The organism is Streptomyces sp. MBT53 (genome assembly GCF_016654115.1).
Lineage (GTDB): Bacteria > Actinomycetota > Actinomycetes > Streptomycetales > Streptomycetaceae > Streptomyces.
Genome location: NZ_JAEQAZ010000028.1, coordinates 67,254 through 93,463, shown reverse-complemented (window position 1 = coordinate 93,463; position 26,210 = coordinate 67,254). Strand labels below are relative to the sequence as shown.

Here is a 26,210-nt window from a genome sequence, read left to right as displayed (position 1 = left end):
AAGTGGACCGATAGTTCGTACTACTCTCCTCCGGGCAACCTCTGCCGCAAGGCGGCGAGAAGCGCCCGAGCGGCGGGCCCTGTCGGGCCGTCCGTACGCCAGACCACCGCGACCCGCCCCCGTGCCCGGGCATCGTCGATGCGGAGCATCCGCAGCGCCCGCGATGTCGTCGCCCCGGAGGCGCCCTGCGGGTAGGGGACCACGGCCACCCCGAGCCCCCGTTCCGCGAGCCGCATCAGCGCGTCCGGGGCCGCCGCCTCACACGTCACACGCGCCCGGAAACCCGCCTCCGCGCACAGCCGGTCCAGCACCCCGCGCACCCCCGTCCCCCGGGGCAGGCTGATCAACCGGTGCCCGCGCAGCGCGGTCAGCGGGACGGACGTACGGCCGCGGTGTTCGTCGAGCAGCGGATGACCCGGCGCGACCGCCGCGACCAGGGGTTCGTCGATGACGATCCGGTGCGCGAGGCCGGGTGCCGGCTCGGGGTCAGGCAGGCCCGCGACGGCGATGTCCAGCTCCCCGTGGCGCAGCGCGGCGAGCATCCGGTCCGAGGTGTCCTCGGCGAGGGTGATCTCCACCTGGGGATGTGCGTCGTGGAAGTCGGCGAGCAGCGCGGGCACGTCCATGTGATGACCGAGGGCTCCGGGCACCAGCCCGATCGCCACCCGCCCGCGCAGCAGCCCGCCGAACTCCGCCGCCGTCTGCCGCACCCCCTCGACGGCCGCGAGAGCCGCCCGCGCGTACGGCAGTACGGCCGCGCCGACCTCCGTCGGCCGCACCGTCCGCCCCGACCGGTCCAGCAGGGGCTGGCCCAACTCCCTTTCCAGCTGCCGGATCTGCGCGCTCACCCCGGGCTGCGCGAGATGCAACCGCTCGGCGGCCCGGGTGAAGCTGGCCTCCTCGACGACCGTCACGAAGTAGCGCAGCTGCCTCAACTCCATAAGCAGTAATGCTAGTTGTGAGACGGACCCGGTCTTGGACTTATGGATCAGGCGCCGGAACCCTGGACACATGGGGACCACGACGAACGACATCACCACGGCCATCGCGACCGAACGCCGGGAGCTGGCCGACCTGTTGGACACTTTGACGCCCGCGCAGTGGGAGGCGCCGAGTCTGTGCGCGGGATGGCGGGTGCGTGAGGTGGTGGCGCATCTGTCCATGGGGTTCCGGTACTCGACCGCGCGGGTGCTGTGGGAACTGGCCAAGTCGCGCGCCAGTCTGCACCGCACGACCGACCGGCTGGCCCGCCGGGACGCGGCCTGCCACACCGACCGGGAACTCGCCGGTTTCCTCCGCGAGCACGCCCACCACCCCTGGAAACCGCCCGTCGGCGGCATCGCGGCAGCCCTCGGCCACGACGTCGTCCACGGCCTGGACATCACGGTGGCGCTCGGCCTGGACCGCCGCGTCCCCGAGGACCGCCTGCGGATCGTCCTGAACGCCGTCGACCCCAGAGCGTTCCGCCTCTTCGGCACTGACCTCGCCGGCGTCCGGCTGTGCGCCGACGACCTCGACTGGTCCTTCGGCATCGGGACTCCCCTGCGCGGCCGGGCGCAGGACCTACTCCTGGTCGCGTACGGCCGCCGCCTGCCGCCGGGGCACCTGGATGGCGAGGAATGTCACCGTTTCGTCGCAGCGTGACCCGCCCTACAACCCCTACCCTTGCGCACCTGTCTAGTTGGCAGAGATCGCAGTACCGGGGCAAGGGAAAGGGCAGGCCATGGGGGACATACGCAGACGAGGTGCCGTAGTGCTCGGGATCACCGGGCTGGTGGCGCCGCTCACGCTCGTCTTGGGCAGCGGTCCGGCGCAGGCGGCGGCGAGTTGTACGACGCAGGCGGGGCCGTACCAGAAGCAGGTGGAGAAGTTCCTCGGGCGGCCCGTCGACGGCAAGCAGTCGGCCGCCGACTGCAAGGCCATCCGGGCCTTCCAGACCAAGCACGGGATCACGCCGAACATCGGCTACGCGGGCTCCGTCACCTGGGGTGTGATGGACCTGATGAACAAGCAGAAGGCCGTGGGCAACAAGCCCAACGCGGCCGGCAAGTGCCCGACCAACAAGGGCCGGATCGCCTGCGTCAACCTCACGCTCCAGATCAGCTGGATCCAGGACGGCAGCCGGCTCGTCTACGGCCCGGTCCCCGTGCGCACCGGACGTAACGGCTACGAGACCCGCACCGGTCTGAAGAAGATCTACTGGCGGGACATCGACCACGTCTCGAACATCTACAACGTGCCCATGCCCTACAGCCAGTTCTTCGACGGCGGTCAGGCCTTCCACTCGGTCAACCTCAGCATGTGGAACCCGCCGGGCTCGCACGGCTGCGTCAACATGACCCCGACCACCGCCAAGAAGTACTGGTCGCTCCTGAAGAACGGCGACGACGTCTTCGTCTACGGCCGCAAGCCGGGTACCTGACGGTCAGTCACCCGGCCTGCGTACCAACGCGGTTACTCGGGTGCGTCCCCGAAGTCCGGGATCTCCAGCCTCGCTCCGCCCTGCCGTGCCGAGTCGTGCGCGACGATGCCCGGCAGGGTGTAGCGGGCCGCGACCCACGCGTTCACGGACGGCAGGGTGCGGGAGTTGACCGCGGTCACGAAGTCGTCCGCCAGGAAGTGGTGGCTGCCCTCGTGGCCGTTGTGCAGGTTGTCGAACTCCCGCGGCAGCCGCGACCGGTCGTGCACCGGCGCCGAGCCGGAGGTGAAGGCGGCCCGGAGGTCCGGCGCGATGTGCTGGAGTGACGGATCGTCAGGAGACATGGTGGGCTTGGGCTCCAGCAGCTCGCTGATGTCCTTCACCCCCTTCTTGTCCTGCCAGAAGGCCACCGTCGCGAGCTGCTCCATGCTCGCGTCCGTGCCGAAGAACCGGAAACGCGACTCCCGGATCTGCGAGGGATAGCCCACGCGCCGGAACTCGTTCGTACGGAACGAACCTCCGCCCGCGACCTCGAACAGCGCGGTCGCGTTGGAGAAGTCGTTGCCGAACTGGCTGACCTCCCGGTCGAAGACACCGTCCCCGCGCTCGTCCACGACCCCGATCGCCGACACGCTCACCGCGTGCGTCTGCCAGGCGCCGAGCACCCCGCCCACCGAGTGCGTGGGGTAGAGAAGGGGCGGATAGCTGGCGGTGGCCTTCCAGTTGTCGCCGCCGCTGTACCGGTACGCCTCGTAGAACCCCAGATCCATGTCGTGGACGTAGTCGCCCTCGGCGTAGAAGATCCGCCCGAAGGCGCCCTCCGCGATCTGGTTGCGGGCGTGCACGGTCGCCGGGTTGTACTGGCTCGTCTCGCCCATCATGTACGTCAGTCCGGTCGCCTTGACCGCGTCGATGATCGCCGCGATCTCCTCCGTGCTGATCGCCATGGGGACCGCGGAGTACACGTGCTTGCCGGCGCCGAGCCCCTGGAGGACCAGGGGGCCGTGCGTCCAGCGCTGGGTGAAGATCGCGACGGCGTCGACGGCCTTCGACTCCAGCATCGCCTCGTACGACGGGAAGGTGCCCGCCAGCCCTTGTTCGGCGACCAGTTGCTCCGCCCGCTCCGGGAGGAGGTCGGTCACATAGACCTCGCTCACGCCCGGATGGGCCTGGAACAGTCTGGCGAACTGGCCCGAGAACTGGCCTGCTCCGACGATGCCGAGGGAGAACGTCATAGGTGCTTGTCCTTCTCTGACGAGGTTGTCACTGACACATGAGTCGTCGATCGACGCGTCACTGACCGAGGATGAAGTTGATCTGCTTGTTCGTCTTACCCAGGCCGCTGACGGGTGCGTCGTTGGCATAGACGTCCTGCATGGCGGGGTGCATCAACGCGTACACGTCCGCCGCGTAGTTGGTGATCGGATACGAGAAGGTGGTGAAGTCCTTCTTGTCGGAGACCGGCCTGGTGAAGGCCGTGACATCGATGCCTTTCTTCTTGTAGGCGGCGACGGCTGTGTCCGTGCCGTCGGGGGTCGCGGGGAACACGATTCCGTAACCGCCGACCGTTTTCTGGCATTCGTCGGAGGAGAGGTACTTGACCCACTTCTCCGCGCCAGGTTTGTTGTGCGCCTTCTTGGTGATCGAATCGGCGAGACCGTTCATCATGGTCGCCCGCTCACCGCTCGGACCGGTCGGCGTGAACGCCGTGCCGACCTTGACGCCCTTCGCCGCGTAGTACGTCGAGATCATCCACGCCCCGTCGAAGGAGGTCGCCGCCTTGCCCGAGGCGATCTGCGCGTTGGCCGGGTTGGCGCCGTCGCTGTAGTCCGTGTACGGCGCGAGATAGCCCTTCTCGGCCAGCCCGAAGTACCACTTGATCACGGACTGGAAGGTCTTGCTGTCGTACTGGTACTGGGTGCCCCAGCGCTTCTTGTCGGTGTAGTTCCATCCGGCCGACCCGGTGAAGGGACTCCAGGTCGTCTGGCCGTCGGCGTCGCCCGCGCCGCCGCTGGCGAGGCCGTACGTCTTGACGTGCTTCTTGTCGAAGCCCGGCTCGTCGCCGCGCTTTCCGTTCCTGTCGACGGTGAGGTGCGCGATGGCCTTCTCGAACGTGCCGCCGTCCGTCGGGTTCCAGGAGAGGCCGTTGAGCTGGTCGGCGCTCAGCCCTGCCGACTTGGCCATCTTCTGGTTGTAGAAGAGGGCGACCGTGTCCCAGTCCTTCGGGGCGCCGTAGCGATGGCCGTCCTGGCCCACCCAGTTGGCGGCGAGGCCCGGCTGGTAGGCGGAGTCTTCGACGCCGAGGTCGTCGAGCGGCGCCAGCACCTTCAGGTCGGCGAACTGGCCGAACTTCTGGATGTGGTCGGTGAACACGTCCGGCTGGGTGCCCGCGATGAAGCTCGCGGTGAGCTTGGTCCAGTAGTCGCCCCAGCCCAACTGCGTGATGTTCACCTTGAGTCCGGGGTTCTGCTGCTCGAAGCCCTTCGCGCAGGCCTGGTAGGCGGGGAGTTGGTTGGAGTCCCACAGCCAGTACGTCACCGTGTCGGAGGCCGATCCCACGGAGTCGCCCTTCGCGCAGCCCGCCGTCAGGGACAGCGCGAGCGCCCCGGTCAATGCCATGACCGTACGAAATCGCATGCCCTGCCCCTTACTTGATTCCGGTGAAGCTGATGGAGCTGACGATGCGGCGCGCGAACACCGAGAACAGCACCAGCATCGGGAGCGCGGCGATGAGGGTCGCCGCCATCAGGCCCGACCAGTCGTAGCCGGTCTGCGGGGTCTGCGAGCGGAAGATCGCCAGCGCCACCGACAGCACGCGCGAGCTGTCGCTGTAGGACACCATCAACGGCCAGAAGTAGTCGTTCCAGGAGGTGATGTACGTCAGCACGCCCAGGGTCAGGACCGGTGTGGACGCCATCGGCAGCAGGACCCTGAAGAAGACGCGGACCTTGCCCGCGCCGTCGAGTAGAGCCGCCTCCTCGACCTCGCGCGGGACGTTCATGAAGAACTGCCGGAGGAAGAACACCGCGAACGGCGTCATGAACATCGTCGGCAGCGCGATCCCCAACAGGGTGTCCACGAGCCCGAGTTGCTTGATGAGGACGAAGTTCGGCAGCAGGGTGAAGATGGCCGGCACCATCAGCCCGGCCAGGAACAGCCCGAACATCCGGTCCCGGCCGCGCCAGCGCAGCCGGGCGAAGGCGTAGGCGGCCATCGCGGAGAAGAACACCTGGCAGACGGTGACCAGGGTCGAGACGATCACCGAGTTGAGCAGATAGCGCCAGAACGTCAGCCCACCGCCCGAACCGCCTTGTGCGATCGCCTCCTTGGTGGACTGGAGGCCGAGCGCCCGCTCGAAACCGCCGGTGGTGAAGTCGACCGGCAGCGGGTCGGACGGGTGGGCGGCGAGACCGGTGTTGGTGGAGAGCGCGGTGCGCAGGATCCAGAAGAAGGGCAGCAGAGTGATCAGCATGATCGCGGCCATCGCCGTCCAGGCGGCGACCTTGCCGACGGAGATCCGGCGCCGGGGCGGCCGTACGATCGCCTGCTTGGTTGTCGTGGGCACGTTGGGCGTGGTGGTCAGGGTGGCCATGTCGTCTCCTTCCGGTCAGCCGAGGTCGGTCTGGCCGGCGCGGGTGATCCGGTACTGGAGGAAGGTGATCGCGCTCAGCACGATCAGCAGGGCCACGGACATCGCGGAGGCGTAGCCGAACTGGAAGCGGCCGAAGGCGGAGCCGTAGATGTAGTACTGGAGGACGTTCGTCGCGTTCGCCGGGCCGCCCGCGGTGGTCACCGCGACCGTGTCGAACACCTGGAACGAACCGATCACCGTCATGATCAGCACGACCGCGAGGACCGGCCGCAGCAGCGGCATCGTGATCCGCCAGAACATGCGCCACTCGCTCGCGCCGTCCACCTTCGCCGCTTCGTACATGTCGTTCGGGATGGCCTGGAGCCCGGCGAACAGCAGCAGCGCGGTGTAGCCGACGTGCCGCCACACGTTGATCAGGGCGATCGTCGGGATCGCCCAGGTCTTGTCCGCGAGGAAGGGGATGCGGTCGAAGCCGAGTCCCCCGATGATCTCGTTGCCGATGCCGAGCTGGGTGTCGAGGATCCACAGCCAGACGATGCCGGCGACGACGTTCGACATCAGGTACGGCGTCAGTACGATCCCGCGCAACAGGGCGGACTGGGTGAGGCGTTGGAGCAGGACCGCGATGGCGAGGGCCGCCACCGTCTGGACGCCGATGTTGATGAACACGTACTCGACGGTGACCCGCAGCGACGACCAGAAGATGGGGTCGTGGACCATCCGGTCGTAGTTGTCGAGGCCCACCCACTTCGCCGGTGTCAGCAGGTTGAAGCGGGTGAAGCTCAGGTAGATGCCCCGCAGGGTCGGCCAGAGCAGGAAGACCAGGAAGCCCAGCAGGGCCGGGGCGATGAAGACCGCCGCCAGCCGTCCGTCGCCCCCGCCTTCACGGGCCCGCGGTGGGCGCAACGGGGGGCTGCTTGAGGCGGTGGTCATCTGGAGACTCCTTCGTCTGCGACGGCTCGTCCTCGGGTGACTTACTTTCGACGCGAAAGAATCCTGGCGTCAAGAGCCCTGCACGGATCTTTTCTGTGCGGGATTTCGGTCAAGAAGTGGCTTTATTGGTTCTGGAGCAAAAATATCTTGGGTGTGGGAGTCTGACGCCCATGACCACACGTGCCGCCAGCTGGCAGCCGCTGAGCCCCGGCGAACGCTCCGTGGCGATCGAGGTGCTCGTCCACGGTCCGCTGTCGCGCACCGACATCGCGCGCCGCCTCGACCTCTCGGCGGGCAGCCTCACCCGCCTCACCAAGCCGCTGATCGAATCCGGCCTGCTGGTCGAGGTCCCCGACGGCGGCGGCCCGGCCGAAGTCCGCCAGGGCCGTCCCTCGCAACCCCTCGACGTGGTCGCCGAGTCCCGCACCTTCCTCGGCTTCAAGGTCACCGAGGACATGGTCTACGGCGTCGTCACCACCCTCAGGAGCGAGATCATCGCCCGCCTCGACCGACCGCTCACCACTCACGACCCGGCCGAAGTCGCGGACCTGCTCGCCGGGATGACCGGCGAACTCACCGCCCGGTTCCCCACGCTCACGGGCGTGGGCATCGGTGTCGGCGGTCTCGTCCGGGACCGTGCCGTGGTGGGGGAGTCGGCCTTTCTGCAGTGGAGCGACGTCCCGCTGGCCGAACTGGTCGAGGAGCGCGCCGGGTTGCCGGTCGTCGTGGAGAACGACGTGGCCGCGTTCGTCGAGGCCGAGACCTGGTTCGGCGCCGGGCGAGGCCTCGACCGCTTCGTCGTCCTCACCATCGGCGCGGGCGTCGGCTACGGCCTGGTCCTCGGCGGCCGGCGGGTGCCCTACGCCGAGGAGGACCGCGGCTTCGGACGCCACTGGATCCTGGACCCCAACGGCCCGCTCACGCCGACCGGTGAACGCGGCAGCGCCGTCTCGCTGTTGACCATCCCCAGCATCCGCTACCAGATCCGGGCCGCCACCGGGCGGGACCGCACGTACGAGGAGATCCTCGCCGGTGCCGCGGCCGGTGAGCCCATGTCCGCCCGGGTGATCGACGAAGCGGCCCGCGCGCTGGGCGTGTTGGTCGCCCAGATCGCCAACTTCGTGCTGCCGCAGAAGATCCTGCTCGCCGGTGAGGGAGTCGGTCTGATGGATGTGGCCGGGCCGGTGGTGGAGGACGCGCTGCGCTCCCACCGGCATCCGCTGGCGGCCCCGCTCGACGTGGAGACCAAGGTCTCCGACTTCCACGACTGGGCGCGCGGAGCCGCGGTGTTGGCGATCCAGGTGCTGGTGCTGGGTGTGGCGGAGGTGTGAAATGCGTTACGGGGCTTGACAGATGGACGTGATCAGTAACACGGTCCGATATGTCCGATTGGCTCGTGATTACTCACATCGCCTTCACCTACGGCGACGTATGCTTCACACCATGTCCACCCGTGTTGATTCAGCCACCGAGCGATCGGCAGCCGAGGTCAACGAGGAGATCAGAGCCCTGTGGCTCCGGTCGGGCGGGACACTGAGCGTCGAACAGCGCGAGGAGTACCGGCGGCTGGTGATGGAGTGGGCCACCGCGGCTCCCCAGCCGGCCACGGCGGCCTGAGAGCGGCCGCCCGGCCGACGCGCGCAGCTGTCGTTCGGATCCCGTCGCCCGGCCTTCCTCGTGACCCTCGGTCCAGCCGGTCGCCCCCCGTCGACCCGACCCGACCCGACAACCCAGGATCACCCGCGGCGAACTCCCCGCGTGACCCGCGCGATCCCTGTGATCAGCCCCACATCGCCGAATAGTGCCGCTGGAAGGCCTTGCGGTCCTGCTCCGCGCGGATCCAGCGCGTCGCCACCAGCGCGATCAGACTTCCCGCGATCACCAGCAGACCCGGTCCCACGTTCTTGGGGTCGGTGAGCCGGGACGCCAGGGTCGTCGTACCCGCCGTGGTGTTCGTCGCCGGAGCCGACGTCCCGGGCGTGACCGAACCGGTGCCCGCCGCGCTGCCTGCCGCCGAGGCGGACGGCGCGGGCGAGGCGGCCGTCTTCGGCGCCACCAGCAGTTTGACGTTGAGCGCGGCCAGCGCCTTGGTCAGCGGCTGGAAGAACGTGGTACCGCCCGCCTTGCAGTCACCGCTGCCGCCCGAGGTCACCCCCAGCGCGATGCCGTTGGAGAACAACGGGCCGCCGCTGTCGCCCGGTTCGGCGCACACCGTGGTCTGGATGAGGCCGGTGACCGTGCCCTCGGGGTAGTTCACCGTCGCGTCGAGCGCGGTCACCTCGCCGTCGTGCAGCCCGCTGGTGCTGCCGCTGCGGAACACCTTCTCGCCCACGGCCGCGTCGGCGAGACCGGTGATCGTCACGCCGCTGCCGTTGCCGATCGCGACGACGTCCGCGCCCTCACCGGCCGAACCGCTCGCGTACTGCACCAGCGAGAAGTCGCTGCCGGGGAAGTTGTCGGAGACGGTCTTGCCCAGCTGCTGGTCACCCTGGTTGTCGGCGAACCAGATGGAGCCGACCGGGCCGCAGTGCCCGGCCGTGAGGATGAAGTCGGTCTGGCCGTTGGTCACGTTGTAGCCCGCCGAGCAACGGCCGCCGGTCGACAGGATCGGCTGCGCCCCGTTGATCCGGGTGGTGAACTTGCCCTGCGTGCGCTGCATCTCCACCGAGGCGCCGATGCTCTTCGCGACCTTCGTCATCGCGGCCCAGCTGGTGGCGGAGACACTGCTGTCGCCCTCCACGATCACCTTGTTGTTCCGGTAGTCCATCGCCCACGCGGTGCCCGCGATCTTGGGCGCCGAACTCAGCGTGGTGGCAGCCGACTTCAGCTGGTTCATGCTGTACGGCACGACCTTCGCCTCGGCGCCCGCCTTCGTCACCTCGGCCGCCGTCGCCTTGTCGGTCACCGCGACGACCGTGCGGCCGCCGGAGTCGACCCAACTGCCCGCCGTACGGGCCGAACCGAGCTTCGCCACCAGAGCGGAACCCTTGTCCGCGGGCGTCTGCGGCGCGCTGAGCGTGGCGGCGTCCCTGGCCGGGGTGTCACTCGCCATGGCCGCCTGGGTGACCATGGCACCTCCCAGCAGGAGTCCGCCGACGGCAGTCAACCGTGTCACTCGCCGGACGACCCGTCGTCGTGCGTGCCTCATGCCTGGCTCCCGAACCCCGAACGTGCGGTGCCGAACACCGCGAGGCCCTCCGGTCGTTGAGGTGCCCTTCCTCCATACGTGGCCCGGCACCCTCTTGTTCACCGTCTGGAAGATCGGCTTCAGCCGTCGGACACAACAGGCTGTCCGGACCGCCGAGTTGGCCTCGGCGGCGCCCGGCGCGGCCCGTCGCCCACGCGCCGTGGTCCCCCTATCTTGAGCCTCATGACCAGCAACCCGCAGGCCGCGGCCGGTGAACCGAATCCCCTGCGCGCGCTCACCCTCGACCGCCTCCGATGTCGTACCAGCATGAAATGGCGCACCTACCCCGAGGACGTGCTGCCGGTGTGGGTGGCCGAGATGGACGTGCCGCTCGCCGACGCCGTGGTCCGCGCGGTCACGGACGCGCTCGCCCTCGGGGACACCGGCTATCCCGCCGGGACGGCCTACGCGGAGGCGCTCGCCGCGTTCGCGGAGAAGCGGTGGGGCTGGGACGGGCTCGCCGTGGACCGCACGCGGATCGTGCCGGACGTCATGCTGGGCGTCGTCGAGATGCTCCGGCTGGTCACCGGGCCGGGCGATCCGGTGGTGCTGAACCCGCCCGTGTATCCGCCGTTCTTCCAGTTCGTGACCCATCTGGACCGGCAGGTGGTGGAAGCTCCGCTGGGCGCGGACCTGCGCCTCGACCTCGGCGCCCTGGAGGACGCGTTCCGGCGCGCGGTCGCGGGCGGGCGGCGGGCCGCGTATCTGCTGTGCAGCCCGCACAACCCGACCGGCACCGTGCACACCGCCGCCGAACTGGCCGCCGTGGCCGCCCTCGCCGAGCGGTACGGCGTGCGGGTCGTCGCCGACGAGATCCACGCACCGGTCGTCGCAGCGGGCACCGCGTTCGTCCCCTACCTCAGCGTCCCGGGCGCGGAGCGCGGGCTGTCTCTGATGTCGGCGTCGAAGGCCTGGAACCTCGCCGGACTCAAGGCCGCCCTGGCCGTCGCGGGCCCCGCGTCCGCCGCCGACCTGGCCCGCCTCCCCGAGGAGGTCGGCCACGGCCCGAGTCACGTCGGCGTCATCGCCCACACCGCCGCCCTGCGCGACGGCACCGCCTGGCTGGATGCCCTGCTGAACGGCCTCGACGACAACCGCCGACTGCTGACCGGTCTGCTCGCCGAGCACCTGCCGGCCGTCGCGTACCGGCCCTCCGAGGCCACCTATCTCGCCTGGCTGGACTGCCGTGAACTCGGGCTGGGCGACGATCCGGCGAGCGTCTTCCTCGACCGGGGCCGGGTTGCCCTGAGCCCTGGCATCGACTTCGGGACCGGTGGTGCGGGGCACGTACGGCTCAATCTCGCCACGTCTCCGGAGGTGATCACGGAAGCCGTCCGGCGGATGGCGGCGGCGCTGGGGTGAGCGGGGCGTCGCGCCGGGGTGAGCCGGGCGGCCGGGCTGTCATGAACACCTAGCGCTCGGCTGCCATGATGAGCCCATGCGCGTGCTGATGCCGGTCCCCGACCGCGACTTCGACGTCAGTCACCGAGGTCGCCGTGCCCTGGCGGCTGCTCACCGACGCCGGGCACGAGGTCGTCCTCGCCACCGAGCGGGCCGGGACCCGGCCTGCCGCCGACCCCCGGCTGCTGACCGGCGTCCTCTTCGGACAGCTCGGCGCCGAGGACGAACCCAAGCGGTTCTACCAACAGCTCACCGAGGCACCGGAGTTCGGCGCCACGGTCGCCTGGGCGGACGTGGACGTGACCGGCTTCGACGGCCTGCTGCTGCCGGGCGGCCACGCACCCGGCATGCGTCAATATCTCGGCTCGGCCCAACTGCGGGCGAAAGTGGGGGAGTTCTGGGCCCTCGGCCGCCCGGTCGGCGCGATCTGCCACGGTGTCCTCGTCCTGGCCCGCACCCAGGACCCGGCCACCGGCTGCAGCGTCCTCGCCGGACGCCGTACGACCTGTCTTCCCAAATACATGGAACGCACCGCCTACTTGACCACCGCCTGGCGGCTCGGCCGCTACTACCGCACCTACCCGGCCTACGTGGAGGACGAGGTGCGCGTCGCCCTCGACGACCCGTCCACGCAGTTCGAACGCGGCCCCAGGGAGCTCACCCGGCGCGGTACCGCGAGCGACGACACGCACGCGTTCGTCGTGGAGGACGGCGGCTATGTGTCGGCGCGCTGGCCCGGGGACGCGTACCTTTTCGCCCGCCGGTATCTCGATCTCCTGCGGGCCCCTGCGGGTGCTTAGACTGCCGACCATGGACGAGACCCCGCTGGACCGGCTCGGCGCAGGCCAGTACCTGCTGATCACGAGCTACCGCAAGAACGGCTCCCCGGTCCCCACCCCGGTGTGGGTGGTGCGCGACGGCGACACCCTCGGGGTGTGGACGGTCGCCGACTCCTGGAAGGTGAAGCGCATCCGGGCCCGCGGTGATGTCCTCGTGGGCCCCTGCGACCTGCGCGGCAACCCGACCGGCGACCAGGTCCCCGGCACCGCCGAGCTCACCGACGCCGAGACCACGGCCCACTACCGCGCCCTCATCAAGCGCAAGTACGGCCTCACCGGCCGTCTCACGCTCCTCGGCAGCCGGCTGCGCCGCGGGCTCGACGGCACCGTCGGCATCCGCGTCACCCTCAAAGCCTGAGGACGGACCCCGTGCACACCGAACCCAGGGAGCGCCCGTGGACCCCGCGCTGAACCCGGCCGACCTGCGGCTGCGGCAGGAGCGGATCGTCTTCGCCCGGATGCGCAGCACCCAGGACCGGGTCGCCGACGCCATCACGGCCTTCGCCGGCACCATGCTCTTCGTCTATCTGCACGCCCTGTGGTTCGCCGTCTGGATCGCCCTCAACGAAGGGCTCCTCGGCCACGCCGGGATCTTCGACCCGTACCCGTACGGGCTGCTCACGATGATCGTCAGCCTTGAGGCGATCTTCCTGTCGACCTTCGTGATGGTGAGCCAGAACCGGCAGGCGGCCCGCGAGAACGTCCGCGCCGACCTCGACTTCGAGACCAACCTCCGCTCCGAGGTGTGGTCGGCCCACATCGGAGCCGCCCTGGGCCTGGACCCGCGCGAGATCGAACAGCGTGTCCAGGAACTCCTCACCGAGAACCGCGCCAAGATGAACGGCGGCACAAAGCAGCCGAGTTGACCCACCGCACGGCGAAGGGGCCGCAGCCTTCGGGCTGCGGCCCCCTCACTTCGTACGGCGTTCGGCTACGACGCGTCGAGCACCGTGCCGGTCAGCGCCGGGCCGTTGGGCACCGGGTCGCCGTTGTCGTTCATCGCCCGGAAGAGCACGGACTCGGGCTGCTCGGTCACCTGGTCGGTGATGGTGGGCAGGGTGAGCTCCGCACTGGTCTGTCCCGGCGGAACGGTCGCCCAGACGGCCAGGCCCGGCACCTGGGACAGGGGCCGCTCCGGGGCGGGCTCCTCCCCGGAGTTCTCGCGGAACCACTGCGGGTCGACGTCGAGGGTGGACAACTCCGGCCCCGTGGTGACCGGTTGGACGGCGAACACCGGGTTGATGTCCACGTCCGCGGGCGCAGACAGCGTCACCTTCCACTTGAGGGGCTGTCCCTCGGTGACCCGGTCCGCGATCGGGGTGACGGTGTACGTGGGCATCGGGTCGTCGTTCTCGGTGGTCACGCCCCCGTGATGGGCGCCGACGACCGCGCCGTGCACCGCCTTCACGAACAGGTCGTGCTGGGCGCCGTAGTCGAAGCGGGTGTTGCCCTTCACCTCGACCGATACATCGAGGTCGTGGCCGCCGGGCCGCACCGTCACCAGGCGGGAGGTGTCCCGGCCGGTGGCCGGGTCGCTGACGTAGATCCGCACCTGGCCGCTGCCCCGGCCGGACACCTGGACGGGCACGCGGTACGTCTTGACGCCCGAGTCGCCCTCCTTGACGGTGAGCCGGCCGATGTCGACGCGCGGGAGCGGGGCCGCGACGGCCGCCGGAGTGCCCGGACGCCAGCCCCAGGCGTCCATCAGCCAGGCCTGGCCGGAACCCGAACGCGGGGTCAGCGCAAGGGACTTGACGTGGCGCAGGTCGAGTCCGGCGCGGGTGGCCGCGGTCAGCGGTACCCGGACCTCGCGCGCCCAGTAGGAGGCGGTGCGCTCGGTGCCGGGCAGCCCGTCGACGCGGACCCGGCCGAGGGTCGCGCGGTGGCCGGAGGCGTCGGTGACGGACACGTCGAACTGGGTGCCGGTGGTGTTGGGCGGCACGATCACCCGCAGCGCGAGGGACTTGGCGCCGCTCAGGGAGACCGGATTGCGCGGACTCACGGTCGTCGGCGAACCGGCCGCGGACCAGCGCAGCGCGACGGCACGGCGACCGATCTCCTTGCTGGTGTCCCACTGCGCGAAGTGCGGCGAGATGCCCTTGCTGCTGTCGCTCAGACAGGAGGCGGCCGGGTCGGGATCCACCGCGGAGCACAACTTGCCGCCGGAGACGGTGACTTGGCCGTCCGGCAGGAAGCCGGCGCCGCGGTTCGCGCCCACCGCGTGGGTGAGGACCCGCGCGGGGTCCGCCGAGGGCGCCCGGCGGCCCGAGCCGTCGAGCAGCTCGCGCGCCCGGTCGTCACCGGCGACGAACAGCCGGGCCGCGGTGGCGATGTAGGTGGAGCCGGCCTTGTGCTGCTGGTCGGCGGTCAGCCGGGTCGCGGTGCCCGGCGAGCACACCGCGTCCCGCTGGTCGGGGTCGTTGTAGAAGTCGTCCTCGGCGGGCGCCTGGGCCTGGCCCGGCGTCCACTCGGTGTTGAAGAAGTTGTGGTCGGCGCCCTCGACGTAGACCGCGCTGTGCAGTGCGGCCCCCTTGCTGACTCCGCGGGTCCCGTCGACGTACACCTCGCCCTGGAGGTCGGAGACGTCACCGTCGCAGCCGGGCAGGATCGTCACCGACGGCACGTCGGCCACCGGGTTCTGGCCGAAGATCGTGGGGCCGATGAGGACGGTGCCGCGGATCTTCCAGCGCACCGGGCCGTGATAGCCGTCCTGCGCGGCCGGCGGCGGGTAGAGGCTGTCCATCGCCGCCCGGTTGACGCCCTCGCCACCGCGTGAGTGGCCGATCAGCAGGACGCGGGAGAGGTCGGCCGGCGGCGCGTTGCGGACGACCGCCGGAGCGGTCCCCGGGTGGGCGGACCAGTCGGCCCAGTGGGCCAGGTGGAGCCGGATCAGCGAGGAACGGGCCTGCGCGCCGGCGTCCTCGGCCTCGGCGTCCTGGGCGTTGATGCCGTTCGCGGAGATCGACACGGTCATGTAGCCCTGGGAGGCGAGGAGTTGCTGGTCGCGCAGATAACCCCGGTAGCTCGGCACGGACTTGGTGCCGGTCGGGCAGGGCCAGTCGCCGGTGATCTCCTCGGTGCCCGGCTTGTAGCACGTGTAGTGGCGGCCGTGCAGGAACAGCGCGAGCGGCCGCTTGCCGGTGGCGCCCTTCGGCGCGACCACGACGGCCTTCATCTCGATCGGCGTGGAGTACCCGGGCAGCCGGACCGAGTCGAGCGTGTACTCGCCGGTCGTCGTACGGTACGCACCCGGCTTGCCGGGATCGACGGAGGCGGCCGGGAGTTGAGCGGCGGGCTGGGCGACGGCTCCTGAACGGCGGTTGCCGGAACCGCTGTTGTCACCGGCGGCGTCCAACCGCCGTCCGCCGGACACCACTTGAAGGTCCGTCAGTTTTCCGGGTGAGACGGCGTCGAGGCCGAGTCGGAACGTCCGGCCGTCCTTCGCCGGACTCGGTACGCCGAGGAGCCGGCCACCGGCGTGGAACTCGACCCGGGCGTCCCCCATGGGCACCTGCCTGCCCGAGCGCCACACCAACTGCTGCGCGGATCCCTTGCCGGTGATCCGCCAACCCGGTGGCAGAGTGCCGTCGTCGGCCGTCGCCGTGGTCGTGAACGGTCCGGTGTCCGAGGGTGGTACCGCCTGTGCGGACCCGGACACCCCACCCGCCACCGCGAGCACCGCCGCGGCCGTGACCCATATTCGCCGGGCACGGAACAATGTGTTCTCCTCCTCGAACCCCAGACGCGGGCGTCCCGTCGGTCCCGGGAGCCCCTCGCGCCCCGGAGGACGGGAAGCGGCGGCTGTGGGTTGCCTGTGGAGGAGGATTCGACTGATCTTCGGCGGCCGGGCCCGAACTCGGCCGTGCGGCGCGGCCGTTCGGAGTCCGCTTGCCGATGGGTGTCGGCCGGTCGGCGGTCAGTGCCAGGCGCGGTACGGCTCGTCGAGGAGCTGGAAGACCGGTTCGCCCCGCACGGGGTCCTTGGCCGTGGACAGCCGGACGCGGTCGCCGCTGTGGATGCCCATGGGGTGGCCGATGACCCGGCCGCGGACCACGAAGCCCTCGGCCATCTCTATCAGCGACACATTGCGGGCGGCGGGGGTGTTGCGGTGCACGACCGTCGAGTGGCGCACCGTGCCGGTGCCCTCGCTGCGCTCCGTGCGCAGGTCGCCGCCCTGGCAGACCGGGCACAGGAGCCGGTGGTACATCGAGGTGCCGCACCAGGTGCAGCGCTGGAAGAGGATCGTGTCCCCGTCCGGGCTGTGCGGTTCGAGTACGCCCGCTGGGGAGCCGACTGCCGGACGGGTCGCGAATCCTGAGTGGTGGTACACGCTGTCAACTCCCTGCGCTCGGCCGGAATCCCGCGTGCGCGGCCGAGCCGGGCACGCATGTGCGCGGCCCGCCGTGCCACCGTGCACGACCACAGCGTATGGCACTCAGTGCCAGGCGTAAAGATACTGCGTACCCTCGTATTTTTCCGGTTCAGTCGCGGCCGAGCGCGGACTCGATTTCCTGGACCACGCGCCACAGCGGTGCGTCACGCCGGGAGACGACCACCACGACGTCCTCGGGCTGTTGTTGCAGCACGGCGACGGGTGCCGGTGGATTCCCGAAGGCGGACTGCACATACCCCAGCGCGTGGTCCACCTCGGTGGCCGCGTCGCGCTGTCCGTCCGAACGCAGCCAGGAGCGCAGCGCGTTGTTGTGCGCCGCGACCACGGCGGCGGCGATCACATCGGCCTGGAGGGTGCCGTCGGGCCGCCCGGCGAAGCGCCCGCGCAGATAGTCGGCGAGGGCCCGCTCGTAGCGCCACACCACCGACAGTTCGTATGCGCGGAGGCCCGGCACCTTCTTGGTGAGGCGGTAGCGCTGGACCGAGAACGTCGGATTCTCGTTGTACATCCGCAGCACGAGCCGGGCCGCGTCGCAGACCCGCTGCACGGGTTCGTGCTCGTCGCCGCCGGACGCCAGGAACGCCGTCATGTCGGCGAGGCAGCGCTCGTGGTCGGGGAAGACCACGTCCTCCTTCGACGGGAAGTAGCGGAAGAACGAACGCCGTCCGACCCCGGCCAGTGCCACGATGTCGTCGATGGTGGTCTGTTCGTAGCCCCGCTCCAGGAACAGCTGGAAGGCGGCCGCGACCAGGGCGTCCCGCATGGGCGGCTTGGAGCTCATGGACGGGAACGTAGCACCAGGCCGACACGGATGGCACTCAGTGCGGTGCCAAAAGGGAACTGAGTCCCCTGAGGCATGTCACTGAGGTTCATGACGGAGCGTGGCAGCCGATGCGGTCGAGACGATCGAGACGGTCGATACGGTCCGAGGCATAGAGTGACGGCGACCAGCAGTGCCTTCAGGGGGACCCATGCGACTTCACGTCGACCAGCGCCATGAGCGGGTGCTCGAACTCGTCAAGGAGCGCGGCAGCCTGCGCGTCGCCGAACTCGCCGCGGAACTGGGCGTCTCCGCCGTCACCCTGCGGCGCGACGTGGAGGCGCTGGCCACACAGGGCCGGGTGCGACGACTGCACGGCGCGGTGGTGTGGCCGGGCGGGGCCGTCGTGGAGCCGCCGGTGCTGCCGGAGCCCGCCGAGGGCCCGGTGATCGGAATGATCGTGCCGACCACCGCCTCGATCTTCGCCGACATCGTGCGCGGCGCCCGCGAGGCCGTACGGGCCCAGGGCGGCCGGCTGGTCCTCGGGGTGTCCGGATACGTCGACACGGAGGACGCCGTGCAGGCCGGGCATCTGCTCGCGGGCGGTGCGGAGGGGCTGCTCGTGGCGCCCAGTTGGTCCGGCGGTGTGCCCGTCGACGGCCAGGAGCGGTGGCTGGTGGACCGGGGCGTGCCCACCGTCCTGGTCGAACGCTCCGCCCCGTCCGGCAACCCGGCCGCCGCCCTAGACCGGGTGCGCACCGACCGGGCCCATGGCGCCGCGGTCGCCGTCGGCCACTTCGCCGCCCTCGGCCACCGCAGGATCACCGCGGTGCTCCAGGAAGGCCCGCACGCCGCCCCGATCATCGAGGGCTACGGGTCGGCCGTACGGTCCCTCGGTCTCGAAGCCGTCCCGGGCGCCCCCTCGGTCCGCGAACACGGCGACTACGAGGCGAGCGTGGACTTCCTGGCCGACGCGGTGCGCAACCGCGGGGTCACCGCCGCCCTCGTGCACAGCGACGAGGACGCGATCGTGCTCGTGCCCCGGCTCCAGGCCCGCGGCATCCGCGTCCCCGACGACCTGGCGCTCATCGCCTACGACGACGAGGTCGCCCCGCTCGCCGACGTCCCGCTCACCGCCGTCGCCCCGCCGAAACGGTCGGTGGGGGAGCTGGCCGCGAAGCTGCTGCTCGGCCGGCTCGCCGAGCGCAACAACGGAGCACGCCCGGCCCCTCGTCAACACGTGGAACTCCTCCCCGAGTTGAGGATCCGTGCCTCCTGCGGAGACGGGCCGCTCACCTGGTGAACACGATCCGACCGTTTTGATCATTACGCGCGAACGCTCTCCACACCCCCAGCCAAGGAGAAGAACCGGCATGCCCTCCCTGCCTCCGGCCCGCCCCCGCATCCTGTACGTCACCGACCTGGCCTACCAGGCACGCGGGCGCCGCTACTGCGACGAGGACATCGACCTGACCTCGCGGCTGCGCGAGGACTTCGACCTGGCGCTGTGTCATCCGCTGGACGCGGCCGGGCTGATGGACGGGTTCGACGCGGTCGTGGTCCGCAACAGCGGTCCCGTCCTCGCCTACCAGACGGAGTACGACGCGTTCCGCGAGCGCGCGACCGAGGCCGGGACCCGTGTCTACAACCAGCTGTCGGGCCGGGCGGACATGGCGGGCAAGCAGTACCTCCTCGACCTCGGCGCAGCCGGCTTCCCGGTCATCCCGACCGTCGACCGGATCGAGGACCTGGACCGGCTGCCACTCACGGACAAGTACGTGGTCAAGCCCAAGCTCGGCGCGGACTCGATCGGCCTGCAGATCGTGTCGGCGGACCGCCTCCCGGCCCTCGCCGACGGGACCGTCCTGGTCCAGCCGTGCGTCGACTTCTCGTACGAGGTGTCCTTCTACTTCGTCGACCACGACTTCCAGTACGCCCTGTACGCCCCGGACACCGAGCAGCGCTGGCGGCTCGAAACCTATGAACCCACCGCCGCCGACCTGGAGTTCGCGCAGCGGTTCGTGGACTGGAACACCATCGACCACGGCATCCAGCGCGTCGACGCCTGCCGCGCCCCCGACGGCGGACTGCTGCTGGTCGAGCTGGAGGACCTGAACCCCTACTTGTCCCTGGAGGCGCTCGACGACACGCGCCGGGACGCGTTCGTCGCCGCGCTGAAGGCATCCCTGCACCGGTTCGTCGGAGCGTGACCTGAACTCCTGAGGCCGTGCGCGCGTATCTCTCCACGAGGATGGCGGAGATCCGTGCGCGCGGAACGGAAGGAGAGCAGTGTGTCTACACCGCCCGAACCGGGAGCCTCGTCCGGCGGCCCGGTCCTGGAACCCGCCCGTGTACTGCGCCGCCGCCGCTCCGACAATCTCGCGGAGCTGATGCGGGAGCCCCGCCGGGACTCCTCCGTCTTCGAGTCGGTCCCGCTGCCCCGGCCGTTCTTCGGCTCCGACGACGAGACGCAGGAACTGCCGCCCGTACGCGGTGACGTGCGCCCGGTACAGAGCGACAGCCCCTTCGGTCCCGGACTCCGCAGGGCCGCCATCACCATCGGCGTCAGTGCCGCCGCCCTGGTCGGCTTCGCCTGCGCCCTGCTGCTGCCCGGCAGGGGCGAGGCCAGCACCGCGCAACCGGTCACCACACCCACCCCGGTGACCTCGGCCACCGCCACGAGTGCCGCCGGCTCCGACCCCGACGGCACCGGCACCCTCCGTGAGGGAGACAGCGGCCCCGAGGTGACGGAGCTCGAACAACGCCTGCTGCGCATCCCCAACGTCTACGAGAACGGCTCCACCAGCGGCCAGTTCGACGCGACCCTCAAGGAGGCCGTCGCCCGCTTCCAGCTCTGGTACGGCATCCGCGGCGACGAGAACGGCGTCTACGGCGACGACACCCGCAAGGATCTGGAGTCGCGCACCACGCTCGACGCGGGCCAGTAGGGCCCGCGCCCGAAGCGGCTCGGCCGGTCAGCGGCCCGTGCTGTGTCCGACCAGTGCCTCGGTCACCGCGCGGACGCTGCGCGCGATGTGCTGCAGCTGGAGGAGCTCGGCGGCGTACAGCTTGATGGTGTGCTCGATGACCGACTCCGGGAGGCCGATGCCGGGCAGGTCCGCGCGTGCGGTCTGCAGGGCGGTGCGGGCCACGCGGATCTCGTGCTGGACCTGGATCTGGGCGTGGCGGGCGAGCAGCACGGGGTGGCGGATGAACGCGGGGTAGCTGGCGTAGCGGGCCGGCACCAGCTCGCGCAGCCACTTGGCGGCCGAGCGCTCCCAGTCGTAGCTGCCGGGCGTCTTGACCTGGCAGGGCCAGTCCTGGCTGATGCGGGTGGTGGTGAGTTGCATGTCATCGCTTCCCGGTGTGCGGCGCGGGGGGTGGTCCGACGGTGTGGGGCGGCCCCGGTCTAGGGGATGACCGGGGCCGCCCTGGGCGCTCGCGCAGGCGATGCCCGACCGAACACCCCTGGCGCCGACGCGGGTAGGAGACGGCGGCTGAGGGTGTCCGTGCAGGAGCCCCGGAGGACGGGTGTCGCCGGCGCGGCAGGTGGATCGGCGTGCGCATGGGCGGACCGGTGCTTTCTCGGGGCGGGTGCGAGCGCTGGGCTCACGGGTGCGGAACGGGTCCGGAGTGGGCCGGACGCGATCCGTGAGCAGTATTTATATATGCCGTCTTCTTTGCAAGGCGTATGAAAACATTCATGCGCGAAATGGGCGGAATCGTCCCGGTCCGAAGTGATTCAAGGGGGGAGGGGCGGGTCAGTCCCGCATGAAGAACTGGTGCTGCTCGGCGATCTGCTCGTAGTCCTCCAGGCGGGCCTGGGTGCGCTCGGGATCGGCGTCCGTCATGGCCTGGAGCAGGGCGGCGGCCATCACGCCCGGCGCCGCGTAGGAGTCGAAGACCAGGCGGGAGCCGGTGCCGATGGCGAAGGTGATGTCGGCCTCGTCGGCCAGCGCGCCGAGCGCGAGATCGGTCACGAGGGCCACCTTGAGCCCGGCGCTGCGGGCCACCCGGAGCGCGGTCAGCGTCTCGTGCGCGTGCCGCGGCATGTCGAAGGCCAGCAGCCAGGTTCCGCCCGCCTCGCGGGACTGCAGGATCGCGTCGTAGGCGACGCTGCCGCCCCTGGTCACCAGCCGTACGTCGGGGTGGATACGGCGTGCGGCGTACGCGAAGTACTCGGCCAGCGAGACGGAGATGCGCAGGCCGAGGACGGTCAGCGGGGTGGACGCCGACAGTTCGCGGCCGAGGTCGATCAGCCGGTCGGGGTCGGCGAAGTCCCGGCGCAGGTTCTCCAGGTTCTCGATCTCGGCGTCGACGGCGGCCTGGAGTTCGTTGCTGCGGTTGACCTCGGCCGCCGCCGGGCCGCCCGCGAGGGTGCTCAGGGCGATCGCCTGCAGCCGCTCCCGTAGCGCCGGGTAACCGCTGAAGCCGACCGCCGCGGCGAACCGGGTCACCGAGGGCTGGCTGACGCCGACGCGTTCCGCGAGATCGGTGATGGAGAGGAACGCGGCCTCGGTGATGTGCTCGATCAGGTACTGGGCGATGCGCCGCTGACCCGGCGACAGCCGTGGCCCGTCGAAGAGTTCACGGAGTTGGGAAGTCGGCGCCGCCCCGACTTCCGGGTCGGTCTTTCCCGAGGTGATGGCGGATGCCTGGGCTCGTGCCTGCTGCGGCGATGGCACGGATCCGCCTCCTTTGTCTCCCACGGTCACTCAACATAGCTCACAGAGCGTTGTGACCAGCGGGCGATCAGCGCCGGTAAATGGTGATCGAATGACCGACCTGATCGATCGGACGACTGCTGTCGATCAACTCGGCCAGTTTCCCCTGCGCCTTGTCGATCGCGGTGTCCGAAACGACCAGCAGACCGTGCACCTCGCGCACCCCTGCCTTGCGCGGATCGGACGACTCGATCCCGTAGTACGACGGCACACCACTGCCCTTGTAGACCAGCCAGATCCGCTCGCCCGCGTACCGCTCACGGAGCCGGTCGGCGAGCCTGCCGAGATCCTGGCCCCAGTCGACATTCGAGTCGTGCAGCCGCAGATAGGTCTTCGCCGGACCGCCGAACGCCTCGTTGGAGTACGGCAGATAGTAGGGAAACGTCCGCAGCGAACTCACTGCCACGAAGGCCACCAACACCCCCGTGGACAGCGCCGCCCACCGCCACCGCAGCACCGGCACACAGGCCGCCGCGACCGCCAGGAACATCGGCACGAAGATCGCGTACCGCGTGCCGAAGTCGCGCGAGCCGTCCATTGCCGCGGCCAGCAGTACGGCGGTGGGCCCGAGCAGATAGGGCGCCGCCGGCCGCAGCCGCCGTACCGCCACGACCGTGACGGCACCCGCCGCCCACAGGGCGATCATGCCGAGCGGGGTCTTCACGAGCAGTGCCACCGGCAGGTAGTACCAGTGGGATCCGGTGTAGAGGTGCCCGAACAGGAAGCCCTGCCACGGGTAGTCCTCCAGGCCGAACTGGATGCGCATCCCGTCGAGGAACGCCCGTGGGAACGGCAGCAGTTCGACCACCCGCCCGCGCAGCCCGTGGACGGCGGGCACGGGTTCCGTGGACGTGAACCGCAACTGCGGGTCCACCACGAGATACGACGCCCATACGACGGCGACCGCGACCAGCGCCACGACCACCGCGCTCGCGGCGCCGAGGAGCAGCGCCCGCCGCCGCGCGTCACGGTCGGTCGGGCGGCGGGCGGACCACACCGACGCCACCGCCAGCAGCATCAGCACGGGTACGGCGGGCAGGGCGCTCATCTTCGTCGCCACGGCCGCACCGAGGGCGGCGCCCGCGAGCGGGACGTAGAGCCGGGGCCGCCGCCGGGCCCGCCACAGCAGCCACACCGATGTCAGCAGGAAGCCGGCCTCCGGCACGTCGAGCGTGGCCAGCGAGCCGTGGGCGATCACGTCGGGGGAGAAGACGTAGAGCGCGAGTGCCACCAACCCCCTTGCCGCGCCCACGAGTTCACGGGCGAAGGCGAACACGACCAGTCCGAAGAGCAGCGTCAGCACGATCACCGGCAGCCGGGCCCAGAACATCAGCCGCCAGGGGTCGTTGCCCGACTCGTACAGCAGATGGCGGCCCAACTCGCCCTGGTCGCCCTTGTAGCCGGCGTCGAAGTGCGGATCGGCGAGGGCGATCCCGGCGGCGATCACCAGCTTCCCGAGGGGCGGGTGCTCGGGGTTGTAGTCGAGGCTGTGCTCGCGCAGATAGACCGTGGCGGTGGCCACGTACACCGGCTCGTCGATGGTCGGTGTCTGCTGGAGGGCGGTCGTGACCATCACGGCGGCCATCTGCGCGAGGAGCAGCGCCACCAGGAGCGGCAGCAGCCACCGCCGGTGGCGCCGCAGCCCGGCGCGGAGACGGGCCGGCCGGCTCTCCGCCGCGCGCGGCGGGGAAGCCCCGCCGTCGCCGTCGTCGAGCGTGCCGGGGTCGAGGACCGAGTGCTGTTCGCGCGCCATCATCCGCCCTGCGGTGGGGCCGGCCGTTCGGTGGCGGGAGCGATGCGGAGCCGGGTCATGGCCCCACTGTCGCATCGCTCCCGCCACCAGGGGCGTCACCGCTTCAGGAGTCGTACCGACAGACCTTCCGTCGTATACACGGGTACGGCCCGCAGCTTGTCCGAGTTCAGCGTGATGCTGTCGAACTGGCCGCGCAGCGCCGAGGCGCCCAGGACGCGCACCGTGGAGCCCGCGGCCGGCGGGTGCTCGGCGTCGAGCCGCAGGGACAGGGCGCTGCCCTTGCCGAGCGTCGCGCGCCGGGTGATCTCGACGGCGGGCTGGTGGCCCGAGCGCAGCGTGACCTCCAGCGTGGCGGACTGCTGGGTGTACGTGCCGTGGATCTGCACGGACTCGGAGACCCGCAGCGAACCGCCGAGCACGCTCACGTCACCGTGGCCGAGCGCGTGCGCCGAACCGGCCACCAGAGCACCGGACTTGAGGACGGTCCCGCCGGTGTAGGCGTTGTGCCCGGTCAGGGTGAGCGTTCCGGTGCCCTGCTTGGTCAGGCCGCCGCAGCCGTCGATGTCGTTGCGCCAGGCGTCGGTCGCGCCGAAGCCCCCGGCCGCCGCGTCGAGGGCGACGACGACGTCGGAGTCGAAGGAGCCGTAACCGTCCGCCGCCGCGAAGAGGTTGAGGCGGCCCCACTGCTCGAAGCCGTCGAGCAGGATGTAGCCGGAGGGCAGCGCGGTGGTGCGCAGCACCTCGCGCCGCTGGGCCGCGTCGAGGTACGGCAGTCGGGTCTCCAGCAGCACCTCCGCGCCCTTGGGCACGGTCAGCGCCGTGTCACGGCCGCTGCGGGTCAGCACGTAGGTGAACTTGGGCTGCACCGCACGGGAGTTGGCGGTCCGGTCCGCGTACGGGTCGGTCGCGGTGGTCGCCGAGTGCGCGTAGGCGTACAGGGTGTCCGCCGTCGTGCCGGTCTTCGCCTCGAAGTAGGCGAGGGCCTGGGCGCGCGCGGCGGCCTTGAGCGTGGCGTTGGCCGGGTCGGCGAGGGTGGCGGCGGCCAGCGCGGTGGCCATGATGCGGCCGCCGATGACGTCGACCGTGGAGTGCATGCCGGCCATGATCCGGGTGTGGCTCAACTCCAGGGTGCGGGTGACCAGTTCCTGGAAACGCTCCGGTACGGCGTACGCGTAGGCGAGGCCCGCCAGGTGGAAGGCGTTGGTGTGGCCGCTGGGGAAACCGGCGTCGTCGGTCGGTGACGTGCTGCGCTGGCGCAGGAGTTGGGGCGCGACGATCACTTTGGAGTCGTAGACCGGGTAGCCGAGCGCGTCGACCGTGCCGGTGTCGACGACCTCGCTCTTCTCGTTCATGCGCCACGGACGCGGGTACTGGTAGGCGTACTTGCTCGGGTTGCCCGACGCGTAGTTGCCGCGCAGGGTGTCGACGAGTTCGGCCACCTTGCCGAGCGCGGAGTCGTGCGAGCCGGCGCCGAGCGCGGCACCGGCGGGGGCGTCGGCCGGGACGGCGTCGTTGATCGTTGTCGCCGGGGTGGAGTCCGGGGCACTGGTGATCGAAGTGACCGCCAGGGCACCGGACTTGTACAGGTCGGCCAGCGGACCCAGGCCCGCGATCATCGCGTAGCTCTGGTGCTGCCGGTCGTAGAGGAACGCCTCCTTGGCCTGTGCCTCGGTGCGGCGGGCGGTGAGGTCGATGCAGTACCGCATGTTGGCGCGCAGGATCTCGGGGCGCAGCGGGGTGCCGGTGTTCCAGGTGGCGCCCGTCTTCCATATCCGGGCCATGCCGCCGAGGACCCGCACCACGGCGTTGGTCTCGGGGGTGAGGTTCGTGATGACGTTCGTCCTGTAGTCGTCCACGAACGCGAGCGGAGCCGTGGCGGCCTTGGCGTCCGCGGCGGCCAGCCAGCCGACCAGCGTCGGCGCGGCGACCACGCCGGCCGAGGCGCCGAGCGAGGTCTTGAGGAATCCACGTCTGTTCACGGCGAGTCGACCGGCGTCAGTGCGGTGCCCGGCGGGTGACGGCATGGGTGTGTGCCTCTCTTGAGTTCTACGGCCCCTGGGGCCGGTGGGGTCGTGCGATCTGCTGTGGTTCGGGGTGCGCGTGTGACGTATGAAAGCGCATACGCCTACTGATGCGTACGTGCGAAGGTTTACGGCGAGCCGTGTCCCCGCGGAGGGGGTTCGGCGTCCGTCACATGACCCCCGGGTGA

At 70.5% G+C, this 26,210-nt stretch carries 24 protein-coding genes; 11 read left to right on the top strand and 13 right to left on the bottom strand.

Annotated elements, in window-relative coordinates; genetic code table 11:
• Positions 1-20 precede the first annotated feature (20 nt).
• Complete coding sequence (locus JHN45_RS13255; protein WP_201049158.1) at positions 21-941, bottom strand: LysR family transcriptional regulator; 921 nt, start codon at positions 939-941, stop codon at positions 21-23.
• Between the two features lie 70 nt (positions 942-1,011).
• Here JHN45_RS13255 and JHN45_RS13250 point away from each other — a divergent pair, with 70 nt between their 5' ends.
• Entirely contained in the window at positions 1,012-1,644 is a 633-nt protein-coding gene (locus JHN45_RS13250; RefSeq protein ID WP_200710264.1) for a maleylpyruvate isomerase family mycothiol-dependent enzyme, read from the top strand.
• Between the two features lie 79 nt (positions 1,645-1,723).
• Positions 1,724-2,422, top strand: a complete 699-nt coding sequence (locus JHN45_RS13245; protein WP_200710265.1) for a L,D-transpeptidase — start codon at positions 1,724-1,726, stop codon at positions 2,420-2,422.
• Positions 2,423-2,454: 32 nt separating this feature from the next.
• On the opposite strand, the gene JHN45_RS13240 is transcribed toward JHN45_RS13245, so the two are convergent.
• From JHN45_RS13240 to JHN45_RS13225, 4 genes are read right to left on the bottom strand one after another with little or no spacing between them, the layout of a single operon-like run.
• Positions 2,455-3,654 (bottom strand): Gfo/Idh/MocA family protein, encoded by a 1,200-nt coding sequence (locus JHN45_RS13240; protein WP_201049157.1) that lies wholly within the window; start codon positions 3,652-3,654, stop codon positions 2,455-2,457.
• Between the two features lie 58 nt (positions 3,655-3,712).
• Positions 3,713-5,056 carry a sugar ABC transporter substrate-binding protein gene (locus JHN45_RS13235; RefSeq protein ID WP_236583638.1) on the bottom strand — a complete coding sequence of 448 codons (1,344 nt, stop codon included), beginning with the start codon at positions 5,054-5,056 and terminating at the stop codon, positions 3,713-3,715.
• 10 nt (positions 5,057-5,066) lie between these two features.
• Positions 5,067-6,011 (bottom strand): carbohydrate ABC transporter permease, encoded by a 945-nt coding sequence (locus JHN45_RS13230; protein WP_201049156.1) that lies wholly within the window; start codon positions 6,009-6,011, stop codon positions 5,067-5,069.
• Between the two features lie 15 nt (positions 6,012-6,026).
• Entirely contained in the window at positions 6,027-6,944 is a 918-nt protein-coding gene (locus JHN45_RS13225) for a carbohydrate ABC transporter permease (RefSeq protein WP_200710268.1), read from the bottom strand.
• Positions 6,945-7,114: 170 nt separating this feature from the next.
• On the opposite strand from JHN45_RS13225, the gene JHN45_RS13220 reads away from it, so the two are divergent.
• Both JHN45_RS13220 and JHN45_RS13215 read left to right on the top strand, forming a co-directional pair.
• A complete protein-coding gene (locus JHN45_RS13220; protein ID WP_200710269.1) occupies positions 7,115-8,275 on the top strand; it encodes an ROK family transcriptional regulator in 1,161 nt (386 codons plus the stop codon).
• Between the two features lie 100 nt (positions 8,276-8,375).
• Positions 8,376-8,561, top strand: a complete 186-nt coding sequence (locus tag JHN45_RS13215) for a hypothetical protein (RefSeq protein WP_200710270.1) — start codon at positions 8,376-8,378, stop codon at positions 8,559-8,561.
• Between the two features lie 163 nt (positions 8,562-8,724).
• Here the strand turns inward: JHN45_RS13215 and JHN45_RS13210 are convergent, their stop codons facing one another.
• Positions 8,725-10,092 (bottom strand): S1 family peptidase, encoded by a 1,368-nt coding sequence (locus JHN45_RS13210; RefSeq protein WP_200710271.1) that lies wholly within the window; start codon positions 10,090-10,092, stop codon positions 8,725-8,727.
• A 222-nt stretch (positions 10,093-10,314) separates the two neighbouring features.
• On the opposite strand from JHN45_RS13210, the gene JHN45_RS13205 reads away from it, so the two are divergent.
• From JHN45_RS13205 to JHN45_RS13190, 4 genes are all read left to right on the top strand, one after another.
• Entirely contained in the window at positions 10,315-11,493 is a 1,179-nt protein-coding gene (locus tag JHN45_RS13205) for a MalY/PatB family protein (protein ID WP_201049155.1), read from the top strand.
• Positions 11,494-11,627: 134 nt separating this feature from the next.
• Positions 11,628-12,332, top strand: coding sequence for a type 1 glutamine amidotransferase domain-containing protein (locus tag JHN45_RS13200; protein WP_307783099.1), 705 nt, complete (start codon positions 11,628-11,630; stop codon positions 12,330-12,332).
• 10 nt (positions 12,333-12,342) lie between these two features.
• The gene (locus JHN45_RS13195) at positions 12,343-12,729 is read left to right on the top strand and encodes a PPOX class F420-dependent oxidoreductase (protein WP_200710274.1); all 387 of its coding nucleotides are present in this window, start codon (positions 12,343-12,345) and stop codon (positions 12,727-12,729) included.
• A gap of 37 nt (positions 12,730-12,766) precedes the next feature.
• Positions 12,767-13,237 carry a DUF1003 domain-containing protein gene (locus tag JHN45_RS13190; RefSeq protein ID WP_019067855.1) on the top strand — a complete coding sequence of 157 codons (471 nt, stop codon included), beginning with the start codon at positions 12,767-12,769 and terminating at the stop codon, positions 13,235-13,237.
• 65 nt (positions 13,238-13,302) lie between these two features.
• Here JHN45_RS13190 and JHN45_RS13185 read toward each other — a convergent pair whose 3' ends face one another.
• The 3 genes from JHN45_RS13185 to JHN45_RS13175 all read right to left on the bottom strand — a co-directional run bounded on the left by JHN45_RS13185 (position 13,303) and on the right by JHN45_RS13175 (position 17,527).
• Positions 13,303-16,089, bottom strand: coding sequence for a hypothetical protein (locus JHN45_RS13185; RefSeq protein WP_200710275.1), 2,787 nt, complete (start codon positions 16,087-16,089; stop codon positions 13,303-13,305).
• A gap of 198 nt (positions 16,090-16,287) precedes the next feature.
• Positions 16,288-16,701 carry a Zn-ribbon domain-containing OB-fold protein gene (locus tag JHN45_RS13180; RefSeq protein ID WP_200710276.1) on the bottom strand — a complete coding sequence of 138 codons (414 nt, stop codon included), beginning with the start codon at positions 16,699-16,701 and terminating at the stop codon, positions 16,288-16,290.
• Positions 16,702-16,852: 151 nt separating this feature from the next.
• Complete coding sequence (locus JHN45_RS13175) at positions 16,853-17,527, bottom strand: TetR family transcriptional regulator (RefSeq protein ID WP_200710324.1); 675 nt, start codon at positions 17,525-17,527, stop codon at positions 16,853-16,855.
• A 208-nt stretch (positions 17,528-17,735) separates the two neighbouring features.
• Here JHN45_RS13175 and JHN45_RS13170 point away from each other — a divergent pair, with 208 nt between their 5' ends.
• From JHN45_RS13170 to JHN45_RS13160, 3 genes are all read left to right on the top strand, one after another.
• On the top strand, positions 17,736-18,827 hold the full coding sequence (locus JHN45_RS13170; protein WP_200710277.1) for a substrate-binding domain-containing protein: 1,092 nt from the start codon (positions 17,736-17,738) through the stop codon (positions 18,825-18,827).
• Between the two features lie 79 nt (positions 18,828-18,906).
• Positions 18,907-19,734: a hypothetical protein gene (locus JHN45_RS13165; RefSeq protein WP_200710325.1), complete on the top strand. Its 828-nt coding sequence runs from the start codon at positions 18,907-18,909 to the stop codon at positions 19,732-19,734.
• Between the two features lie 81 nt (positions 19,735-19,815).
• A complete protein-coding gene (locus JHN45_RS13160) occupies positions 19,816-20,472 on the top strand; it encodes a peptidoglycan-binding protein (protein ID WP_200710278.1) in 657 nt (218 codons plus the stop codon).
• 27 nt (positions 20,473-20,499) lie between these two features.
• Here the strand turns inward: JHN45_RS13160 and JHN45_RS13155 are convergent, their stop codons facing one another.
• The 4 genes from JHN45_RS13155 to JHN45_RS13140 all read right to left on the bottom strand — a co-directional run bounded on the left by JHN45_RS13155 (position 20,500) and on the right by JHN45_RS13140 (position 26,025).
• A complete protein-coding gene (locus JHN45_RS13155) occupies positions 20,500-20,874 on the bottom strand; it encodes a hypothetical protein (protein ID WP_093623389.1) in 375 nt (124 codons plus the stop codon).
• A 411-nt stretch (positions 20,875-21,285) separates the two neighbouring features.
• On the bottom strand, positions 21,286-22,209 hold the full coding sequence (locus JHN45_RS13150) for a MurR/RpiR family transcriptional regulator (RefSeq protein ID WP_200710279.1): 924 nt from the start codon (positions 22,207-22,209) through the stop codon (positions 21,286-21,288).
• A gap of 67 nt (positions 22,210-22,276) precedes the next feature.
• Positions 22,277-24,004, bottom strand: a complete 1,728-nt coding sequence (locus JHN45_RS13145) for a glycosyltransferase family 39 protein (protein ID WP_201049154.1) — start codon at positions 24,002-24,004, stop codon at positions 22,277-22,279.
• A gap of 92 nt (positions 24,005-24,096) precedes the next feature.
• Positions 24,097-26,025 carry a phosphatase PAP2 family protein gene (locus JHN45_RS13140; RefSeq protein WP_201049153.1) on the bottom strand — a complete coding sequence of 643 codons (1,929 nt, stop codon included), beginning with the start codon at positions 26,023-26,025 and terminating at the stop codon, positions 24,097-24,099.
• Positions 26,026-26,210: the final 185 nt, after the last annotated feature.

Excerpts from the sequence above, each read along its gene's own strand:
- JHN45_RS13255 (WP_201049158.1), bottom strand. The coding sequence starts at position 941 with ATGGAGTTGAGGCAGCTGCGCTACTTCGTGACGGTCGTCGAGGAGGCC.
- JHN45_RS13230 (WP_201049156.1), bottom strand. The coding sequence starts at position 6,011 with ATGGCCACCCTGACCACCACGCCCAACGTGCCCACGACAACCAAGCAG.
- JHN45_RS13205 (WP_201049155.1), top strand. The coding sequence starts at position 10,315 with ATGACCAGCAACCCGCAGGCCGCGGCCGGTGAACCGAATCCCCTGCGC.
- JHN45_RS13235 (WP_236583638.1), bottom strand. The coding sequence starts at position 5,056 with ATGCGATTTCGTACGGTCATGGCATTGACCGGGGCGCTCGCGCTGTCC.
- JHN45_RS13240 (WP_201049157.1), bottom strand. The coding sequence starts at position 3,654 with ATGACGTTCTCCCTCGGCATCGTCGGAGCAGGCCAGTTCTCGGGCCAG.
- JHN45_RS13210 (WP_200710271.1), bottom strand. The coding sequence starts at position 10,092 with ATGAGGCACGCACGACGACGGGTCGTCCGGCGAGTGACACGGTTGACT.
- JHN45_RS13250 (WP_200710264.1), top strand. The coding sequence starts at position 1,012 with ATGGGGACCACGACGAACGACATCACCACGGCCATCGCGACCGAACGC.
- JHN45_RS13245 (WP_200710265.1), top strand. The coding sequence starts at position 1,724 with ATGGGGGACATACGCAGACGAGGTGCCGTAGTGCTCGGGATCACCGGG.
- JHN45_RS13220 (WP_200710269.1), top strand. The coding sequence starts at position 7,115 with ATGACCACACGTGCCGCCAGCTGGCAGCCGCTGAGCCCCGGCGAACGC.
- JHN45_RS13195 (WP_200710274.1), top strand. The coding sequence starts at position 12,343 with ATGGACGAGACCCCGCTGGACCGGCTCGGCGCAGGCCAGTACCTGCTG.
- JHN45_RS13170 (WP_200710277.1), top strand. The coding sequence starts at position 17,736 with ATGCGACTTCACGTCGACCAGCGCCATGAGCGGGTGCTCGAACTCGTC.
- JHN45_RS13215 (WP_200710270.1), top strand. The coding sequence starts at position 8,376 with ATGCTTCACACCATGTCCACCCGTGTTGATTCAGCCACCGAGCGATCG.
- JHN45_RS13145 (WP_201049154.1), bottom strand. The coding sequence starts at position 24,004 with ATGATGGCGCGCGAACAGCACTCGGTCCTCGACCCCGGCACGCTCGAC.
- JHN45_RS13155 (WP_093623389.1), bottom strand. The coding sequence starts at position 20,874 with ATGCAACTCACCACCACCCGCATCAGCCAGGACTGGCCCTGCCAGGTC.
- JHN45_RS13140 (WP_201049153.1), bottom strand. The coding sequence starts at position 26,025 with ATGCCGTCACCCGCCGGGCACCGCACTGACGCCGGTCGACTCGCCGTG.
- JHN45_RS13175 (WP_200710324.1), bottom strand. The coding sequence starts at position 17,527 with ATGCGGGACGCCCTGGTCGCGGCCGCCTTCCAGCTGTTCCTGGAGCGG.
- JHN45_RS13225 (WP_200710268.1), bottom strand. The coding sequence starts at position 6,944 with ATGACCACCGCCTCAAGCAGCCCCCCGTTGCGCCCACCGCGGGCCCGT.